The following is a 20978-nucleotide window of genomic DNA, read 5'->3' on the forward strand; positions in this document are numbered from 1 at the left end:
ATGATAATAGAACAATTGAACACGAGCATGGAACTTATAAATAGCCAGACACGGGCGAATTTGAATATTCTGGCTATTGTTTTACTTATTCCCTGGTCTGTCTACTTTTTGAATCAATTTTTAGGCAATCGACTCTTTTATCTAGGAATTATTCCAAGACGGGTATACGGTCTTTTTGGTATATTCTTAGCCCCTGTTTTGCATGCTAATTTTAACCATCTTTTTTTCAACTCCATTCCTTTAATTGTTTTAAGTAATTTTATTTTAATTAATGGTCTATCTTATTTTTTGTGGGTTACTGTTATCATTACCATTCTTAGCGGCATGTTAATCTGGTGTTTTGCAAAACCCGGCATTCATATTGGCGCAAGTGCATTAATTACAGGCTATTGGGCTCTTTTAATAAGTGACATTTTTCAACAAGGTACACTCACTGCAATTATTCTGGGCGTTCTTAGCGTTTATTATTTTGCCGGCATTTTTTTAGGAATTTTCCCCGGGAAAAAAGGTGTATCATGGGAGGGACATTTATTTGGTTTGCTGGCCGGTTTTGTTACAAGTTATTTTTCCACAATTTTTTTACAGTAATTCAAGGGCCTTATGAAAATAATGCTATTAAAAAATGAAATACAACGATTATATACTATTAAAAATGATAAAGAGACTACTGAAGAAAAATTAAATCGGGAAAAACAGAAATTAAACTATCTGAAAAAAATGGTTTCCTGTTTACTTGATAAAAAAGCGAATAAAAAAGCCATTGGTAAGGAAAAAAATGAACGATTTAATTTTTTAAAGAGGATTTGTTATTATTTTTTCCTTACATTTAGAATCCTGGAATTTGGAATAGGGAATTTTTGCTTCTGGAGAGATTTTCTCTTGCTGATTTTTAGTTTACAAACACCTTTTTTACTAATAGGTAGTATTGCATTGTCAATGTTGAGTAGTCTATTTCTTTATGCATTTGAATCATCCCAATTTAAACTCGTTTTAGGATTATCTGGCAATCCTGGTAAACATCAATCTCTTTTTTTAATTTATACTAAACAAATCAATGCAGTAGAAAAAATAAACAGATTATTATTTGATATAAAAGCTATTGATTTCATTCCCAAAAACCACTATGAGGAATATATAAAGTTAGCTTATCTTATAAATAAAGATATAGAGGAAAAACAGAAAAAGATTGGTGAATTTCATGAAACTTCAGGGAAAAAAATCTTTAGATGGGCAGCTACTCTTTTTTATATCTCCTTATCTCTTGCCTGCACTTACTTTATGGGCGTTGCTCTTTTAACTCTGGTTTCTGTTTCATTAACAAATCCGATTGGCCTGTTATTAATTGGCTTAATGATTTTAGCCACTATAGGTTCCAGACTTTCTGTTCAGGGACGAGGTATATTTCAATTAATCAACCCCCATCATTTACAATTTAATGCGTTGAAAAAGAAATTAAACAAGTTTGAAGTAAAGAATGAAGTAGATTTTCAAATGGCCAGCCAAATTCATATTGGCCTGGAATTTGCCCATACTCATGCTGACCCGGCGAGATCTCAAAAGGATCGGATGCAAAAGAAACCCTATTCTACTAAACAACTCAATTTTTTTCCTGATGCCTCCCCCAGAGTTAATCCTCCGAAGAGCACTTCTTTACCCTTTTCTTTTTAAATCCGGAGAGCATATCCTGACTCAACCTGACATTACTTTGGCGCTTTTTGCTTTTATAGTATACTTTGCCCCTCTGACGTTTAGCGGTTACTTATGCCATGGCAATATCAATAGTTCACCATCCTGAAGTTAACTCAAAACAAACCTGGGGACAGCTTTATGGCTGTAGTCTTTCCCTGGCACTCGCTGAATATTGTCAGAAAACGACCGGAATTAAATTATTAGTCGCCCCAGACAATTTAACAGCAGGTCAACTTCTTGCTGAACTCCAGTTTTTCCTCGGGGAAAAAAATACTCAGGAATTGTTGTTTTTCCCCGATTGGGAAACCTTGCCCTATGATCAATTTTCACCCCATCAGGACATTATTTCCGAACGTCTATCCACATTAAGTCGTTTGCAACACAGTACTCAAGCTATTGTAATCAGCTCAATCAGCACCCTGATGCATCGCCTTTGTCCACCACAATTCTTGCATCATCATGCATTAATACTAAAAGAAAACCAGACTTTACATCGAGAACAATTCCGGCATCACTTGCAAGAAGCCGGTTATCATTGTGTGAATAAAGTACTGGAACATGGGGAATTTGCAATCCGAGGAGCGATTATTGATGTCTTTCCAATGGGAAGCACCACCCCTTTTCGCATCGAGTTATTTGACGATGTCATTGACAGTTTGCGTCAATTTGATACTGAAACACAACGTACTGTAGCAAAAATTGCAGAGATTCGTGTGTTACCCGCTCGTGAATTTCCTTTAAACGAACAAAGTACTCTCCTTTTCCGCCGTGCCTTTAGAGAACAATTTTCCGGGAATCCCAGCCAATGTCCCATTTATGAAGCAGTAAGCGATGGCCAATACCCTTCGGGAATTGAGTACTATCTCCCCCTGTTTTTTGAGCAAACAGCCACTTTTTTTAATTATTTACCTGCCGAAGCCAGTATTTGCCTTATCGAATCGGCTCAACAGGCGGAACAATTCTGGCAAGAGGTAACTACCCGTTTTGAACAACGCCATTATGATATTTCTCGCCCTATTCTTAAACCGAATACCTGTTTTTTAACACCGACTGAATTGTTCACAGAGGTAAATAAATATCAGCAAATTCGCTGTTATCATGATTTTATTGAGAAAAAAGGCGCCGTATTCAATTTCAATACACAAAAGGCACCTGCGCTACCCATAGAGCGGCAAAGTAATAGACCGCTTGCCAAACTGGCAGACTACATGAGTGATACAAAAAAGCGTTTTCTTTTAATTGCAGAAAGCGCAGGCCGGCGTGAAGTTTTATTAGATTTACTCAAGCAGAGTGAAATCAGTGCCAAAATTCAGGGCGGCTGGCAAGATTTTCTTACTGATAACGCGCCGATTAATATCACTACAGGTCCCCTTATCGAGGGTACTGAAATAAGTGAGCAAGGGATTGCCATCATTGTTGAATCTCAATTATTTGGTGAACAAGCAGTCCCGCAACGCCGTAGTAGCCAAAAATCAGTCGATCCTGATTTAATTATCCGTGATCTTGCAGAACTTCGGATCGGAGCCCCCGTTGTCCATTTACAATTCGGCGTAGGACGCTATCAAGGTTTAAAAACGATTGAAAGCGATGGTACTGCCAATGAATTTCTCGTACTGGCTTATGCTGGTGATGATAAAATCTATGTGCCTGTTACTTCTTTACATTTTATTAGCCGCTATACTGGTCTGGACAGTGAGCACGCCCCTTTACATAAATTGGGTAGTGATCAATGGCAGAAAGAAAAGAAAAAAGCCGCTGAAAAAATACATGATATAGCAATTGAGCTTTTAGATATTTACGCCAAACGAGAAGCCAAACCTGGTCATATCTATGCATTTCATCGTGAAGATTACCAACGTTTTGCCGGTGGTTTTCCCTTTGTTGAAACGACTGATCAGCTGCGGGCAATCGAGCAAATTATTCAGGATCTCCAATCATCACGCCCGATGGACCGACTGATTTGTGGGGATGTTGGTTTTGGAAAAACGGAAGTTGCCATGCGTGCTGCGTTCCTGGCTGTACAGAATGGCAAACAGGTTTGCATTCTTGTGCCAACCACTTTGCTCGCAGGCCAACATTTTGAAAATTTTCGCGATCGATTCGCTCAATTCCCTATCAACATTGAACTCTTATCCCGATTCCGTAGTGGTAAAGAATCGGAAAAAGTGATTGAATCCATTAAAAACGGGCAAGTTGATATTGTTATTGGTACTCATAAACTTTTTTCTCAAGCCATTCATTATCGCGATCTGGGATTACTGATTATTGATGAAGAACATCGTTTCGGAGTTAAACAAAAAGAACATATTAAAGCGCTGCGCACCAATGTGGACGTTCTGTCTATGACAGCAACCCCTATCCCCCGAACACTCAATATGGCAATGGCCGGTATACGTGATATTTCTCTTATTGCCACCCCTCCAGCAAAACGCCTGGCCATTAAAACATTTTGGCAAGAGAAGAGTGATACTATTCTACGCGAAGCCATACTGCGAGAAATTTTACGGGGCGGTCAGGTTTATTTTTTGCATAACAATGTGCAAACCATCGAGCGTATCTGTCAAGATTTACAGCATTTAATCCCCGAGGCTAAAATTCGCAGCGCTCATGGCCAAATGCGCGAGCGCGAATTAGAACGCATTATGTCTGACTTTTACCATCATCGATTTAATGTGTTAGTTTGTACAACGATTATTGAAACAGGAATTGATATCCCTACTGCGAACACCATCATCATTGATAGAGCCGATAAATTTGGTTTGGCTCAATTGCATCAGTTACGGGGCCGGGTAGGCCGCTCTCATCACCAGGCTTATGCTTATTTACTTACTCCTGACGTAAAACTATTAACAGCTGACGCCGTTAAGCGTCTGGAGGCCATTGTTTCTTTGGAAGATCTGGGTGCAGGCTTCACTCTGGCAACTCATGATTTGGAAATCCGAGGTGCAGGCGAATTATTAGGCGAAGAACAAAGTGGCAATATGCATGCCATAGGGTTTAACTTATTCATGGAAATGCTGGACAAAGCAGTCAGCGATTTAAAATCAGGAAAAACACCTGAATTAGCAACCCCCATGCATCAAGGTCCTGAAATTGATTTACGCCTGAGCGCCATTCTTCCTGAAGATTACATTGCTGATATTCATACCCGGCTTATTATGTATAAGCGAATTGCCAATGCTAAAAATAAAGAACAACTGCGTGATTTACAAATCGAAATGATTGATCGTTTTGGCCTTCTGCCCCAACCCGCTAAATATCTTCTTCTTGTCACTGAACTTAAACTATTAGCAACAAAATTGGGTATCAACAAGATTCATGCCGCGCAACAAAATGGTCGAATCGAATTTAATGAAAAACCGAATATCGATGCGGCTGTTTTGATTAAACTCATTCAGACTCAAGCTAAACGTCACCAATTAGATGGCCCTAATCGTCTGCGTTTTATTCTGGAGAGCACCTCTCATGAAGAACGTATTCATGAAATAAAAAACCTGTTGATTCAGTTAACGGGTGAAAATCCTGCGTAATTCAAAAAATTTTCTATACTTAAATAAGGATGAGCTTCAAGGAGACTGCTATGACAAAATACAGTAAAGGAGCACAAAAAGAAGTTGAAAAAGAGATGCATGATTATAAAAGAGGTAAGGCGCATAGCGGCAAAAGCGGTAAGAAAGTTACCAGTAAGGAACAAGCTATCGCCATAGGCTTATCAAAAGCCAGAAAAAAGGGAGAGAAAGTTCCTCAAAAGAAAGATTAACGAGTACCGCCAACCGTCAATGCTTCAATTTTCAAAGTCGGCTGCCCTACGCCGACAGGTACTGATTGGCCGTCTTTACCACAAACACCAATACCACTATCCAGAGAAAGATCATTTCCAATCATGCTGATTTTTTTCATGACGTCTGGCCCATTACCAATTAATGTCGCGCCTTTGACTGGTTTGGTAATTTTACCCTCTTCAATCAGATAGGCTTCACTTGCAGAAAATACAAATTGACCTGACGTAATATCAACCTGCCCACCGCCGAAATTGACAGCATACAAGCCGCGTTTCACTGAGCGAATTATTTCCTCAGGAGAGTGCTGCCCTGCAAGCATATAAGTATTCGTCATGCGAGGCATCGGCAGATGAGCATAGGATTCACGGCGACAATTACCCGTGGGCTTCATACCCATTAATTTGGCATTAAGCTTGTCTTGCATATAATTTACCAATACACCGTCTTCAATAAGGGTGGTGCACTGAGAAGGCGTCCCTTCATCGTCAATAGTTAATGAGCCTCGCCTGTCTTTCAAAGTGCCATCATCGACTACAGTGACCCCTTTTGCAGCGACCTGTTGGCCCAGCCGCCCTGAAAAGGCAGATAATCCTTTACGGTTAAAATCCCCCTCCAACCCGTGCCCCACAGCTTCATGTAACAACACACCTGGCCAGCCCGGCCCGAGAACAACAGGCATGGTACCAGCCGGAGCTTCTTGAGCTTCCAGATTAATCAACGCTTCACGAACTGCTTCACGGGCATAATGTAATGCTTTTTCCTCTTCAACAAAGTAAGAATAAGCCACTCGACCACCGCCGCCGGAACGTGCTGATTCACGTCGACCTTTTTTATCTTCCACGATGACACTGACGTTGATACTCACCAATGGTCTTATATCAGCTATCATTTCTCCATGCATACCTGCTACCATAATTACTTCAAAACAACCGCTCAGAGAAGCGTTGACCTGAATAACACGTGGATCAATTCGTCTTGCTTCTTTATCAATGGCCTCAAGCAAAGCAATTTTTTCCTGTTTGGACATACTATCGATGGGATTGATATCAGCGTATCGTGTAATCGGCGCGCCCGGAACGTACACGGATTGAGCGGATTTAACCCCAGAAAAAGCAATCGAGCGAGCGGCGTCCGCAGCACGTTCCATAGCGGGTAACAAAATATCATCACAATAAGCATATCCCGTTTTATCGCCGCTAACAGCACGAATACCCACCCCTCGATCAATCGAATAACTACCGCTTTTCACCTCAGAATCTTCTAAATACCAGGATTCATAACTACTGCTTTGGAAATAAAGATCAGCATCATCAATGTGACGATTCATCATAGAGCGCATTAATTTTTCTAAAGCAGATTCATCCAGGGAAGCAGGTTTTAATAATAAATCTTTAGCCAGGGTCAATGTACTCATACGTAAATACCTTTATAAATAATATTAATTCGTGGCAAGCACATGGTGCTCATTACTGGGAAATTGTCGCCGTAACTGCTTCAATCGCTGTAAATCAATCTCGGCAATGATCATTCCTGCGCCCTCTCCTTGTTGGGTAACTACTTTGCCCCAAGGTTCAACAATCATGCTATGACCATAAGTATGACGGCCATTTTCATGTTTTCCTCCCTGATTAGGAGCTATAACATAGGATAAATTTTCAATGGCTCGCGCTCTTAACAAGATTTCCCAATGCGCAAAACCTGTCACTGCAGTAAATGCAGAAGGGACTGTAAATAACTCAGCGCCTTTAGTCACTAATTGACGATACAATTCAGGAAAACGTAAATCATAACATACTGTCAATCCTATACGACCGGCAGGCGTATCTACTACTATAGCCTCTTCACCCCGTTCAACAGTTGCCGATTCCTGATGCGCCTCATGAGCAGAAACACGAACATCAAAAAGATGAATTTTATCATAACGAGCAACACATTTTCCTTTCTCATCCATAACCAGACAACTTGAACGAACCCGTTCAGCTTTTCCCTTTAGAGGGATGGTTCCTGCAACAACCCACACAGCGTATTTTTTGGCTAACAGACTTACAGTGTCCTGAATTTCGCCAGATCCGAACTGCTCCGCTACTTGTAATTTATCGGTTTCTTTCATCCCCATAAAAGCAAAATTTTCCGGCAAAACCACTAAATCAACCTGCTTTTCCCTGGCTTTTGCAAAAAATTCTTCAACCTGTTGTAAATTAATGTTGACGGAAGCAGATGAAACCATTTGCACCGCAGCTATTTTAGACATAAAGCAATTCCCACCGATGGTCTGCAGATATTTGCATAATTTATACGTTATATCACAATTATAAGTCCTTGAAAGATCTCTTGCCAGGAAAAAGACATCAATATAAACTTGAAATTTCAACAAATAACCCTTACATATGCTAAACTAAACTTAAAATAACCTGGAGTTATTGCATGAACAGAAACGATGTGACCTTATTAAGCCAACGAAATGAATCGGTGCTCGCCACGAATAAAGTGTTGCGTAATACCTATCTTCTTCTTAGCATGACTTTTTTCTTTAGTGCATTGACAGCTTATCTGGCTTATGCCTTTGCTGTCAGACCACTAAACCCTATCCTGATGATTGTAGGCGTCTACGGCCTTATGTTTTTGACACATGCGCTCAGAAATAGCCCATTGGGTCTCTTAAGCGTATTTGCTTTCACGGGTTTCCTCGGGTATACCCTTGGTCCTGTTCTTAATCTTTACATAGCCAATTTCTCCAATGGTCATCAACTGATTGGTACTGCTCTGGGCGGCACGGGTATCATTTTCTTCGCATTATCAGGGTATGCACTGACTACACGTAAAGATTTCAGCTTTTTAGGTGGTTTTCTTTTTGTCGGTGTAATGGTAGCGTTACTCGCTATGATTGCTGGCTTATTCTTTGATATGCCTGCTCTGCAACTTGCTGTTTCTGGCGCTTTTGTGTTGATTTCTTCTGGCCTTATACTGTTCCAAACCAGCGAAATTATTCATGGTGGGGAAACCAATTATATTTCTGCGACAGTGACCTTATTTGTCTCCATCTATAACTTATTTGTTAGCTTGTTGAATTTATTAAGCGCCTTCTCAGGTCGTGATTAATCAATTCGATGTTAGGAAATTCATCTCAAATCCCGGTAAATTACCGGGATTTTTTTTATTTCCGCTGAAGCCAAATTTTTTCGAATCTCTTTTTCTGAATTCGCGATGTTTCACTTCATATCAAGCTCTGTTATAAATAAGCAACGACGCAGTTAGTGTTTATGCGATTGCGTCAACTTAAGAATTATGTCCACGGGATTACTTACGCTCTTGATTCCAAGGATAAGCCAAGATAAGCCGTGGAGCGCAGGCATCGTTCTTAAGTTGACGTTCTCATAACAATAGGTATTTACTTAAAAATCAAGCAGGAATAGATAATGAATCAACGAGTTTTTGTAAACCGTGTTTTAAATATGAAAAAAATTAAATTTATTGGTTTAGATATGGACCATACTCTTATTCGCTATAATACAAAAAATTTTGAAAATCTGGTTTACCAATTGGTTGTTGAGCGCCTTATTAAAGACAAAAATTATCCAGAAGCAATTAAACAATTCAAATTTAACTTTCATGACGCTATTCGTGGTCTTATCATTGACAGTAAAAATGGTAATATATTAAAACTCAGCCGTTATGGCGCTATCCGCCAAAGTTACCATGGAACAAGGCAAATCAATTTCGCCGAACAGAAAAAATTTTATCGCAGTATTTATGTCGATTTAAACGATCCTAATTACATTGCCATCGACACCTCTTTTTCGATTGCATTTTGCGTATTATACAGTCAGCTTGTTGATCTTAAAGATCAACGAACCGATGAGTTACCAAGTTATGCAGTAATTTCTACAGATGTACTAGGTATGGTGGATAAAATCCATTCTGATGGCAGTTTAAAACAATATATTAGTCAAAATCTGGACGACTATTTATTTAAGGATCAGGAAGTTGTCGAGGGATTAAAACGTTATATTCATCATGGAAAAAAAATTTTCCTTATCACTAATTCCGAGTTTTTCTATACCAAGCTGTTATTAGACTATGCCATCAACCCTTTTCTAGAGGAAGGAGAGACCTGGCGTGATCTATTTGAATATGTTATTACTCTAGCCAATAAACCACGCTTTTTTTACGATAATCTCAAGTTTCTGACCATTAACCCCGAAAATGGCACCATGACCAATATGCAAGACAAGGTTATTCATGGGATTTATCAAGGAGGATGCGCCAGGAAATTTACCGATGATTTAGAAATCAATGGGGATGAAATTCTTTATATTGGCGATCACATCTATGGTGATATTCTTCGCTTAAAAAAAGACTGTAACTGGCGTACTGCTTTGGTAGTAGAAGAATTAGGCCAAGAAATTGCGGCACAAAAAAAAGCTCTACCCGTCGAACAAAAAATAGTGGCTGCTATGAATATCAAAAAAACATTGGAAGAACGATATATTCACCTGCATACTCAAGATATTCAAGAAAACTCTCACCAGCATGATAATGAGACAGCAGAATTACAAAAACAAATCTTATCGATTGATACAGAAATATCCAAATTACTAAAAGAAGAGCAGGCTTTTTATAATCGTAAATGGGGTCGTGTATTCAGGGCAGGAGCCGAAGAAAGTTACTTTGCTTATCAGGTCGATCGCTTTGCCTGTATTTATATGGAAAAACTGAGTGACGTGCTGGCTCAATCTCCTCTCAGCTATTTTCGTGCTAATCGACGATTGCTTGCTCATGACATTGAAGTCACAGAAAGCTCAGTTATTTCAGATAAAGCACAAAGTGACTCAATTCAACGCTGATAGAGATGTGCAAGTTCACAGAATAGGTAATTAAGGAGCATTTAACGCCAATGTCTTTCCCGCGCAGGCGCTGAATCGTCATTTGTATTTTTATCAGACTTTTGCTTTTGATGAGCTATTTTTTTAATTCCAAAACAACTCAACCCACGATGAGCATATCTGGACAAAACCGTCGCCGATTGGATAGATGTTGAAACATTATTTTTTTCTTCATTTCTCGAAAAAGTCAGTTCATCCAGTTTTGCCACGCTGGAAAATTCAGCTACTTTTGTATCCTTATACTCATCAAGAATTTTTACCCAACACCCATCTACAGGGAGTAAAAATAAAGTTTTAACCGCATATATTCCATTTAAAAGCTTATACAAGCCTGTATCAGATGTACTAACAAAAATCTGTAAATAAGGCATGTCTTGATTATCCGGACATTGATTTAAATCGCATGCGAAAAAAAGCTCTTCCTTTTCAAAATAAGTTAAAACGTGATGGGTGGCACCGGTGGTTAAGCCATACACTCGATAAGGAGTATCCGGCTGTTCTATAGCTAGCCAGTTAAACATTAATAATTTTTTAATATTATTAGCCCATTTTTTTTCCTGCAAATTATTTGCAAGAAACTCTGCTTTAATCCCACAAAACTCATCCCCAGCCACTTTAATATTGGAATTGTCTTTTATCACCTTAATTAACTTAAGGTCTAAAAATTCAGGTATAGGGGATTGCCCCGCGAAAATAATACTACACTTTACATTATCTAATAAGCAATCTTTAGAACTGACAGGCATAATTTTACTCGTAAAAATTACAATTCAAAATCAAATTATTAAGCAGATTACCTTACTTTATCTGGAAAGCACCCCTATTTTCTTCATATTCTGGACGAATAGACTTAAAGTCATCGTAATCGTCATTAACAGAAACCCCGGCATCACAAGGATGCGGCAAAGGAGAAGAAGAATGAATCGACTCATCTACTTTTTGAGAAACTTCAATGCTCTTAAATTTTCTCATCAATTGATGATAAGAATGCTCTGTTTCTCTAATGGTATGTGCAGGATGAGCAACGTTAACGTGTTTAATCAGTCTTGCAGGATAAAAAATTTCACCCAGTCTATCGAAAAAAACATGGACATTCGAGAATAGCTTATGCATGGCATGTCCAGGGTGCCAACCAAAAATCCCTGCCAGGCGATTTACCAGCATATTGACCGTATACGCCAGCGCTTTGATCTGGCTTGCCATTAAATTATACACAAGATGAATCACGCCAATGGCTGCAACCATCAAACGACTTAAATCTTTTACTACCCGATTACTCAAATCGCTTGACGCCATAATAATTGGTTTAAAAGGATAAGGTTCCCCTTTAAAACAAGCGATCAGGCTAATAAAAGGAGCTATCATCAAACGCAGGAAAGCGGGGATATAAGACAATGGGATCGAAAAAAATCGATGAGCAATAGAGCGCGGCTTTTGAGGATACAATATTTTCTTTAGAGAACTTGCTTCTTTGGCGGAGAAAAGAAAGTCAATCTGTCTTTCGATGGTATACAACGTGGAAAGTCTTAATTTGGGTAGAGTAGATGAATTGTTAGATAACCACGATGCCAACTCACAGCGATCTATAATTGTTCGAATTTTTTGATACTCCGCACTAAAACAAAACAAATCCAGTTCTTTGCCATTGTATTTAACTTTTACACAATGATACGGATGAATCTTGTGCGTTTGAAAAGCCTCATGAAGAAGAATAGCAATTTTTCCACCGAGAAGAGGATAACTTGCCTCGGGTGTTGAGCCTAAATCCTCCTTTAAAAACTCACTAACCCAGGGAATAGTATAACCATGGATTCCGTTTGCCATTACATATCCCAAGCCATATGCGGCCGCAAAATAGGTTCCTAAAGTTAAAGGATCTTCCAATACCTGATTAACCATTGTAGCCATGCTACTTCCAGGCCCATGCATTGCTAAATCCCAGGTAGAAGAAAGTAATTGGGCTTGTGTTGAACCTCCGGCAACCGCAGCAGCCAATTGTGAAGAACCCATGGAATGTGAAAAGCTGGTAGCCCAATTGACATAAGCTGACCCCAATAATGTGTTAATTGTTGAGGGAAAAAAGATAGCGGCACCACCAACACCATAACCAGCGGTGAAAATCAATCCGGCAACAGGATCCTTGGCATAAATTCCATGAGTGAACAGCGAAGAGAAACCATTAATTCCATGTACGATGGAGTTGATAATATCATCCCATTCCCCGGAAGAAAGAGGATACTCAGTCTGGGCCAGTTTAGATGTGGGTTCTGAAGGAGCATGTTCGGTATGATAAGATCGCAGCAAAGAGTCAAGTCGCTGTCTCTCAATCTCTTTTATATTGTTTATTTCTTGTTCCGCCTGCTTCATCATATCAGTCATGGGCAGCAATTTCTGGGTTGAATAATAATCTTTGAAAATTTCTTCAGGCAGATTGAAAATAAATTCAGCACCAATATCACGTATTCCCTTAATCATATCCACTATAGAATAGATGCTTGATCGGATAAAACGATAAGGTTTATACCATAGAGGTTCATTAGGTTTAGCATACTGTCGTAAGGATTTGGTGACAAGATGAAATTCCTGAGCGTTATGAGACCAGGCTTCCTCTTCCCAGGGATAAGTAGAAACAAAAAAACTCTTCAGCGTATTTAAAAGAAAATAAGCAGTACTTTGAAAAAAAGCCTTAAAATTACGATGAGTTTGCCAACTTGTAGCTGATATTAATGTTAAAGGTTCCTCACCTGATGTATTACTTACATAAGGTGTCGCACTGTGGTTATTTTTAACTACGTCCCAACCCTCGATGAAACTAATTGCTAACAAAACTTCCCGCTCTCGTTGAGGATTTGGTTTATCCTGAGAGAAATCATAGCTCAGGCTGGTTTCTCCTTCTGTTCCATAAGAACCTTGATGGATTGGGGTTATGGCATTACGCAGATCAGCCTGATAATCATCAATTTCTTTACGGGCGTCTTCAATACAATCGTTAAATTCACCGCGAGTCAGGGCAAATTTCCTTTTGTTTGAATAACTGAGATCCTGATTGATTCCCTGTAAGGCATAAAGATTATGAGTCATTTGCGTTTTAATAAACTCCAGAATCGATTTGGAACCTCTGGCCCTGTTCACAGCACTTAAATTTTGTTCTTTCCTGATAGACGTAAGATAAACGCCAGCCCGTTGAATATCTTCCTTAAGGTCACAGTGAATTTGTTCAATAGCCTTGCAATTGAGGCTTGTAAGCGCAGTTGTACTAAACCGGGATTCTAATTGCCTGGAGATTGATTGGAGCTTTTTGATGTAACCATCAATAGCCATCTCATAATCTTGTACGGTATTATTTTTATTAACATGCAATTCCAAACCTTGTAAGGCTTCAAAGTGCTCCTGATAAAGATCAAGTAATTCGAGCTTCAATGCCTGGGTGTTGCTCATCATTCCTTTAGCGACTCGTTCATGAGCAACTATTCGGTATTTTCCTAAAGCGGAAATCACTTTAGCAGTGATTGCTTCTGTTTTGATAATCCCCCAACGCACCGCGGTTTTTAATTTTTCAGGGTTTGTTCGCCATATAAAAGCATGAGACTCACCATTTTTAGTAATAAAACGTAGATGATTTTCTTTTCCTTGTGGCAAAATGGTTTTTTTATAAACATCCCTTCGAGGGGAAAGTCCTATCCATGGGACCGAAGAAATTACTGGAAGCAATAACTCTGTATCTTCATTGAGAATAAAATTTTTGTATTTTTCTTTATTGTATTGTTTTAAAAGAGTTTTAGCGCTATCTCCACTCATCAATTAATCTACCAGAAAATTTAATTCTAAATTGATCAATAATACACTTTTTTTCTAAAAAATCACCACTGTGGATCTAATATTTTCTATTTATTTCATATAATGACATAAAATTTAATCAGAGCAACTGGCTTCTAATAGATCTTTACATTGACATTGACTCAGTGATTATAAGATTCATTCCAGATATTCAGGGAGGAACCCGCCTGCTTGCAGGCGCCACATTTTAGCATAATGGCCATTCAATCGAATTAATTTTTTATGCGTTCCGTCTTCAATAATCTGCCCATTGTCAAATACTAATATTCTATCCATTTCAGAGAGTGTGGCTAACCGATGCGCAATCACAAGCGTTGTTTTTCCTTCCATCAAATGATGCAAGGCATCCTGAATGTATTTTTCTGTTACAGAATCCAGCGCCGATGTGGCTTCATCCAAAATTAAAATAGGCGCATTTTTTAATAGGGCTCGTGCGATAGCAATACGTTGACGCTGCCCTCCTGATAATTTGATGCCACGTTCTCCGACTATTGTCTGGTATTTTTCATTAAGTTGACTAATAAATTCATGACAATGTGCTTTTTTGGAAGCCTCAATAACCTCTTCATCGCTCGCCTGGGGACGCCCATAACGAATGTTCTCCATTAATGTACGGTGAAATAAAGAAATATCTTGTGGAATTAAAGCAATATTCTCACGTAAGGATTCTTGAGTTACGTCATTAATATTTTGTTGGTCAATTATTATAGAACCTGATTCAATCTCAAATAGTCTTAAAATCAGGTTTACGAAGGTACTTTTACCACTCCCTGAAAAACCCACTAATCCCACTTTTTCCCCGGGGTGAATAAGAATATTTTTATTCTGAAATAATCGGGCGCCTTCTCCATAATGAAAGCTAACCGCTTTAAACCGGATTTCACCTTGAGTGACCAACAAAGGTTTTGCGCCTTTCACATCCATGATATCATGGGCAGCATTGATAATAGAAAGAGCCTGCTTGCACTTACCCACTTGCTCTAAAAAAGAAACAAATTGACCAGCAATAAACCACAAATTCCATAGTATGCTAATAGAAAGAGTAATAATAAAGCTAAAATCCCCTACCGTAACCAAATTTTGACTGTACATTTTTCCCAGCATCCAGAGATTGATGCCTAACAATGCTACAATACTGACATCCCACCAGAGACGCATGTGAATAATTTTGGCTAGCATGTTTCTGTCTTTTTGAACCATGTCAGCAATCGACTCCTCGATATAGCTGTTTTCATAACGGTGTCTGGCGAACAAACGAATATTGACAATATTACTGATACTATCAACCATCTTACCGACCAAGGAACTTCGGGCCTCAGCAAATACATGAGAAAGATGTTGAGTTGATCTCAAAAACAGGAGAGTAATGGTAAGAAATACAACGACCCAGACAACCAGAATAAATGCGAATAGAGGATGAATGAGTAATAGAGTAGCAATTGCAATGATAAGTCCTAATATTTGAGCATAAGCATCATCAAGAATAGTAACAATATCAACAATTCCTCCTTGCATATCTACAATCTTGTTTATTAAACTTCCTGCAAAATTATTCTGAAAATAATGATGTGAATGCTGATTTAAATACGCAAACATGGTTGACATGGCATCTTGCCTGAGACTTGGAAATAATCTGAGTTTCGCCCAGTCCAGGGTACGCATCGTCAGACATAACACCACCCATAAAAAGAGGTATAAAAAAATATAAGGCTGAATTGCAACGAAGGCAGACATTTTATCGCCTTGAAATTTTGCAATTTTATCAATAATTATTTTAAGAACGTAAGGTTGCAATGTATTGAGGACAGCCCAAATCAAAGCCACAAAGGCAAAAACAACCAGATATCTCTTGTAGGAACTGAGAATATGAAGAATCCATTTCGTTACTGATTGATGCCTGCTATTTTTCATCGTATCAACCAACTCTTCCAGAAACTGTTTGAATTTTAAATTACATGTTAATAATCATTTTTATTGCTCGCGTCTTGCTTGCCTTTTCAAACGTTTCATAAGCCTCCATAATCTCTTCAAAATTAAAGTGATGGCTAACAAGCTTGGCAGGATCAATTTTTTTAGAAGAAACCATTTTAAGAAGAGTCGGTGTAGTAACCGTATCAACAAGCTTTGTAGTCAGCGTGATATTTTGCGACCATAACCGTTCCAAATGAAGAGGTACTTCTACCCCATGTACACCGATATTGGCAATAGTGCCTCCGGGGGCAACTATATTTTCACACATAACAAACGTCTCAGGTAAGCCTACCGCTTCAATAGCAGTATCCACTCCCCATTTTGTAATAGCCCTTATTTTATTAAAAATATCTTCGCTACTTGAATTCAAGATGTGAGTCGCCCCCAGCTGTTTTGCAATATCTAAACGATGTTTATCTTTATCAACCATGATAATGAGGGATGGCGAGTACAGCTGAGCAGTTAATAATACGGCTAAACCAATAGGCCCGGCTCCAACTATAGCAACGGTTGAACCAGGTTGAATTTTTCCGTTTAACACACCGCATTCAAATCCTGTGGGGAGAATATCGCTTAACATAACGAATGCATCGTCTGACCTGTCAGGAATTTTATATAAGCTGGTATCTGCATGAGGGATACGTACGTATTCAGCCTGAGTGCCATCAATAGTATTTCCAAGCATCCATCCCCCCTCTGCACAATGAGAATACATACCACGCCGGCAATTTTCACATTTACTACACGCAGAAATACAGGAAATAAGCACCTGATCGCCTACAGAAAAAGAGCTAACACTTTTTCCAATCTGATCAACCATGCCAATACCTTCATGACCCAGTATTCGCCCCGGGGCGCAAGTACTCACATCTCCTTTAAGAATATGAAGATCGGTTCCACAAATGGTTGTTTTTGTGATTTTCACAATAGCATCGCTTTCATCCTGAATGACAGGCTTAAAACGATCCTCGATTGCTTTCTTTCCTTTACCTTGATAAACGAGCGCTTTCATATATTCTCCCTGGCACCAATAACCATCCTTAATCAAGAGACTGTAGAGCCTCTAAAAGCGATAAAGATTGATAAGAATCTGAAAAAGGTTCTAAAACTCTTCATTCATGTAAATTCATTCACTTAATTCAACTGAAACCAAATATCTATTCAGTATAGAGCAATATTTCACCCTGGTTTGTTTCATAAACAAATAATTGCAAATGATAATTATCATCATTTAGATATATGCCTGACAAAACTCGCGGAGGATGTTACCAATTTAAAACAAGCGGATGATAAAGAGTTATTCTTAAAAAAACATGGTTGAGTATTGGTTCCAACAACCACTGGAAGATACAACGATATATGTAAGTGTTCACCGAATAGTTAATTAAGAAGTATATAACGTCAATGCATTTCCCGCGCAGGCACTGAATGATCCTGTCATTATTTTAATTTCGTCCATTGAAATAAACCGGCGCGAACGCTAACTATCTATTCGCTAACAATTGCAAAGCCTGACGTATTAACTGCTCGCAGCTTTTATTGCCATCATCAATTTTATTAATTACTTTGATCGCTTCCTGCTGTTTATAACCTAAAGCCTCCAAAGCGCTAATTGCTTCATCCTGCTCCCGCATACTAACTGTTTGTACAGATCGTGCCGCCGAATCGAGGGGCAAAAATTGCTTTATATTATCTTTCATTTCAATGACTAAACGTTCAGCTGTTTTCTTACCTATGCCGGGTAATTTTGTCAGATAAAGCGTGTTTTGTTGGCTAATACATTGAACAAACTCATCAGGCGTCACACTGGAAAGAATAGTTATAGCCATTTTAGGCCCTACACCATTTACTTTAATTAATGCACGAAATAACGCACGCTCCTGCCTGTCAAGAAAACCATAAAGCAAGAGAGCATCTTCCCGCACTACCGTATGAATATGCAAACCTACTGCACCTGACTGGGATTCCAGCTGAAAAAAAGTCTGCAAAGAAGTTTCTACATCATAACCTACTCCATTAACATCAATTACCAATTTACCGGGTTGATGTTTATCCACAATTTGTCCATTTAACCAGCCTATCATATTAACCGTCTCCTTGAGTATCGTGGGCGTTGCTGCAGTACTTGAAAGCCATGTCGTCTATGACTATGACAAATGGCTATAGCGAGCGCATCAGCAGCATCGCTTTGCGGAGGGTTACTCAACATAAGCAGGGTAATAACCATATGCTTAACCTGCTCTTTTTGCGCCGCTCCATAGCCCACCACGGCTTGCTTGACTTCTCTTGCCGAATATTCGCTAACAGGGATGCGATGAGATGCTGCAGCAACCATAGCAACTCCTCTGGCATGCCCCAGTTTCAATGCTGAATTAGGATTTTGATGCATAAAAACTTGTTCTATAGCCACCTCATCAGGAGAGTAATCATCCATCAATTGACAAATGCCGTTAAAAATTTGCAATAAACGTTGACTTAAATTACCTTCAGAAGTACGAATACAGCCACTATCAATGTATTGGAGTTGTTTCTGGTTTTCTTTAATAATGCCATAACCTGTAATGCGGGAACCTGGATCAATACCCAAAATAATGCTCACTATTACCAACTCCTTTTCTTCGCTAATGGGACAAGCGATCATGCTTATTTAAAGTCTTCAGCTAGGACGCCTCAAACATTGATTCAGGAAACTCTGCATTACTATGAACATTTTGCACATCATCAAGATCTTCTAACATATCAATTAATTTTAGCAAGCTCTCGGCGGATTCTTTATCAAGAGGAACTGTGGTTTGTGCTCGCATTGTCAAGTGGGATTGCTCTATTTCATAGCCCGCATTCTGTATTGTAGCTAATACAGTATGATAATTATCGGCTGTAGTAATCACTTCAATTTGTCCTTCTTCAATTACAACATCCTCAGCACCTGCCTCTATTGCTACCTCCATCGCCTCCTCTTCGGGTTGACCTTCAGCTAATAGAATTTCCCCCTGTTTATTAAAAAGATAAGCAACTGAACCATCCGTTCCCAGATTTCCTCCATGCTTGCTAAACGCATGCCTTACTTCCGAAACAGTGCGATTTTTATTATCAGATAAACAATCAACCAAAATAGCAACGCCGCCAGGTCCATAACCTTCGTAACGCATTTCCATCATATTTTCACCGTCCAATCCACCAGCACCCCGCTTGATAGCATTGTCGATGGTATCCCGCTTCATATTGGCTTTAAGCGCTTTACCAATCGCATCACGCAAGCGTGAATTGGATGATTCATCACTACCGCCGGTTCGTGCGGCAACTGAAATTTCGCGAATTAATTTAGTAAAAATTTTTCCTCGTTTAGCATCTTGTGCACCTTTGCGAAAACGAATATTAGCCCATTTGCTATGCCCCGCCATGAATACTCCTCAATTACTCTAAAATACGGGAAATTATACATTAAAGATTAAAAATATGACGATAAATATTTCTTATCTCGACTTTTTGGGTTTTTTCAAGTTATTCTAATTTCATCATTATAAGAGGGAGCGAGTCGTGTATCTGGCAGGATTTGGTAATCATCATCAAAGTGAAGCATTGGCAGGGGCTTTGCCTAAAGAACAAAACTCCCCTCAAAAATGTCCATTTGGTCTTTATGCCGAACAGGTAAGTGGCAGCGCATTTACAAGACCCCGACATCTTAATTTACATTCCTGGTTATATCGTATCTTACCTTCGGTAGTTCATCAGGACTATCATCTTTATACAAAAAGGGCACTCACCTATGCAAGTGATCAGGCACCCAATCCCCTTCGTTGGTCTCCTTTAGAACCTGCGGGAGAGACACAGGATTTTATCGATGGCTTATTTCATGTTGCTGGTAATCACTCAGTGAATGCATTTATTTATCAATGTAATCAAACAATGGAAAATCGTTATTTCAGCGATCATGACGGTGAATTGCTTTTCGTACCTTATGCAGGGGAGTTAATTCTTCATACAGAGTTCGGGCAGCTTACTATTAAACCAGGAAAAATTGCCGTCATTCCAAGAGGCATAAAGTTCAACGTTGAACTATCCGGTCCGTTAGCTTGCGGTTATCTTTGTGAAAACGCAGGAACACCCTTTACATTACCGCAATCAGGACTCATTGGTTCTAATAGTCTCGCTAATCCCCGCCACTTTCTCTATCCACACGCCACTTATGAAGACAAACAGGAAGAAGTGACTTTAATTTGTAAGTATCAAAATCGGTTCTGGTCCGCCCTATCCAATCATTCCCCTCTTAACGTTGTTGCCTGGCATGGCAATTACGCCCCTTATTGTTATGATTTGTTCTTATTTAATACCATTAATACTGTCAGCTTTGATCATCCTGATCCTTCCATATTCACTGTTTTAACGTCTGAAAGCGACACGACAGGAGTTGCCAATCTTGATTTTGTTATTTTTCCACCACGCTGGATGGTTGCAGAACATACTTTTAGACCGCCTTACTTTCATCGTAATATTATGAGTGAATTAATGGGATTAATTGTTGGCGAGTACGATGCCAAAAAAGAAGGATTTACACCTGGCAGTGTCAGTATTCACAATTGCATGACGGCTCATGGTCCCGATAATGAAACATACCGACAAGGCATCAGCCAGCCACTTAATCCAGTGCGTTATCAAGACACATTGGCCTTTATGTTTGAAACAAAAAATCCCTGGTTAGTTAGTGAAAAGGCCCTGGTTCATCCTGCCAGACAATTAGACTATTCTGATTGCTGGCAAAATCTGGTTGTTAATTTTGACGCCTGATAGATAACCTTATAACCAACAGCACAAACAC

The 20978-nt window shown here is 39.2% G+C and carries 16 protein-coding genes; 7 read left to right on the forward strand and 9 right to left on the reverse strand.

What is annotated here, in order from left to right; genetic code table 11:
- The first annotated feature begins 3 nt into the window (after positions 1 to 3).
- The 4 genes from T345_RS0105635 to T345_RS0105650 all read left to right on the forward strand — a co-directional run bounded on the left by T345_RS0105635 (position 4) and on the right by T345_RS0105650 (position 5449).
- Positions 4 to 588 carry a rhomboid family intramembrane serine protease gene (locus tag T345_RS0105635; protein ID WP_028388484.1) on the forward strand — a complete coding sequence of 195 codons (585 nt, stop codon included), beginning with the start codon at positions 4 to 6 and terminating at the stop codon, positions 586 to 588.
- A 12-nt stretch (positions 589 to 600) separates the two neighbouring features.
- The gene (locus tag T345_RS0105640; RefSeq protein WP_131777692.1) at positions 601 to 1668 is read left to right on the forward strand and encodes a hypothetical protein; all 1068 of its coding nucleotides are present in this window, start codon (positions 601 to 603) and stop codon (positions 1666 to 1668) included.
- A 98-nt stretch (positions 1669 to 1766) separates the two neighbouring features.
- Entirely contained in the window at positions 1767 to 5219 is a 3453-nt protein-coding gene (gene mfd / locus T345_RS0105645; protein ID WP_035918257.1) for a transcription-repair coupling factor, read from the forward strand.
- Between the two features lie 50 nt (positions 5220 to 5269).
- On the forward strand, positions 5270 to 5449 hold the full coding sequence (locus T345_RS0105650; protein ID WP_028388487.1) for a DUF6496 domain-containing protein: 180 nt from the start codon (positions 5270 to 5272) through the stop codon (positions 5447 to 5449).
- Here the strand turns inward: T345_RS0105650 and tldD are convergent.
- Positions 5446 to 6885 (reverse strand): metalloprotease TldD, encoded by a 1440-nt coding sequence (gene tldD, locus T345_RS0105655; protein ID WP_028388488.1) that lies wholly within the window; start codon positions 6883 to 6885, stop codon positions 5446 to 5448. The two genes, T345_RS0105650 and tldD, sit on opposite strands and share 4 nt — an antisense overlap.
- A gap of 24 nt (positions 6886 to 6909) precedes the next feature.
- Positions 6910 to 7722 carry a carbon-nitrogen hydrolase family protein gene (locus tag T345_RS0105660; RefSeq protein ID WP_028388489.1) on the reverse strand — a complete coding sequence of 271 codons (813 nt, stop codon included), beginning with the start codon at positions 7720 to 7722 and terminating at the stop codon, positions 6910 to 6912.
- Positions 7723 to 7895: 173 nt separating this feature from the next.
- Here T345_RS0105660 and T345_RS0105665 point away from each other — a divergent pair, with 173 nt between their 5' ends.
- Positions 7896 to 8570, forward strand: a complete 675-nt coding sequence (locus T345_RS0105665) for a Bax inhibitor-1/YccA family protein (protein ID WP_028388490.1) — start codon at positions 7896 to 7898, stop codon at positions 8568 to 8570.
- Positions 8571 to 8887: 317 nt separating this feature from the next.
- The gene (locus tag T345_RS13675; protein ID WP_051555153.1) at positions 8888 to 10315 is read left to right on the forward strand and encodes an HAD-IG family 5'-nucleotidase; all 1428 of its coding nucleotides are present in this window, start codon (positions 8888 to 8890) and stop codon (positions 10313 to 10315) included.
- Between the two features lie 41 nt (positions 10316 to 10356).
- Here T345_RS13675 and T345_RS0105675 read toward each other — a convergent pair whose 3' ends face one another.
- The 7 genes from T345_RS0105675 to T345_RS0105710 form a co-directional block, all read right to left on the reverse strand.
- Positions 10357 to 11100 (reverse strand): hypothetical protein, encoded by a 744-nt coding sequence (locus T345_RS0105675; RefSeq protein WP_028388491.1) that lies wholly within the window; start codon positions 11098 to 11100, stop codon positions 10357 to 10359.
- 52 nt (positions 11101 to 11152) lie between these two features.
- Positions 11153 to 14152 (reverse strand): hypothetical protein, encoded by a 3000-nt coding sequence (locus T345_RS0105680; RefSeq protein WP_028388492.1) that lies wholly within the window; start codon positions 14150 to 14152, stop codon positions 11153 to 11155.
- A gap of 177 nt (positions 14153 to 14329) precedes the next feature.
- On the reverse strand, positions 14330 to 16102 hold the full coding sequence (locus T345_RS0105685; RefSeq protein WP_028388493.1) for an ABC transporter ATP-binding protein: 1773 nt from the start codon (positions 16100 to 16102) through the stop codon (positions 14330 to 14332).
- 40 nt (positions 16103 to 16142) lie between these two features.
- On the reverse strand, positions 16143 to 17174 hold the full coding sequence (locus tag T345_RS0105690) for a zinc-dependent alcohol dehydrogenase family protein (RefSeq protein ID WP_028388494.1): 1032 nt from the start codon (positions 17172 to 17174) through the stop codon (positions 16143 to 16145).
- A gap of 472 nt (positions 17175 to 17646) precedes the next feature.
- The gene (gene ruvA, locus T345_RS0105700) at positions 17647 to 18246 is read right to left on the reverse strand and encodes a Holliday junction branch migration protein RuvA (protein ID WP_028388495.1); all 600 of its coding nucleotides are present in this window, start codon (positions 18244 to 18246) and stop codon (positions 17647 to 17649) included.
- Positions 18243 to 18761 (reverse strand): crossover junction endodeoxyribonuclease RuvC, encoded by a 519-nt coding sequence (gene ruvC / locus T345_RS0105705; protein ID WP_028388496.1) that lies wholly within the window; start codon positions 18759 to 18761, stop codon positions 18243 to 18245. Before ruvC ends, ruvA begins: the two co-directional genes overlap by 4 nt.
- Before the next feature lie 61 nt (positions 18762 to 18822).
- Positions 18823 to 19563 carry a YebC/PmpR family DNA-binding transcriptional regulator gene (locus T345_RS0105710; RefSeq protein WP_028388497.1) on the reverse strand — a complete coding sequence of 247 codons (741 nt, stop codon included), beginning with the start codon at positions 19561 to 19563 and terminating at the stop codon, positions 18823 to 18825.
- A gap of 136 nt (positions 19564 to 19699) precedes the next feature.
- Here T345_RS0105710 and hmgA point away from each other — a divergent pair, with 136 nt between their 5' ends.
- Positions 19700 to 20947 carry a homogentisate 1,2-dioxygenase gene (gene hmgA / locus T345_RS0105715; RefSeq protein ID WP_028388498.1) on the forward strand — a complete coding sequence of 416 codons (1248 nt, stop codon included), beginning with the start codon at positions 19700 to 19702 and terminating at the stop codon, positions 20945 to 20947.
- Positions 20948 to 20978: the final 31 nt, after the last annotated feature.

Origin of the sequence: Legionella fairfieldensis ATCC 49588 (genome assembly GCF_000621525.1) — a bacterium.
Classification (GTDB): domain Bacteria; phylum Pseudomonadota; class Gammaproteobacteria; order Legionellales; family Legionellaceae; genus Tatlockia; species Tatlockia fairfieldensis.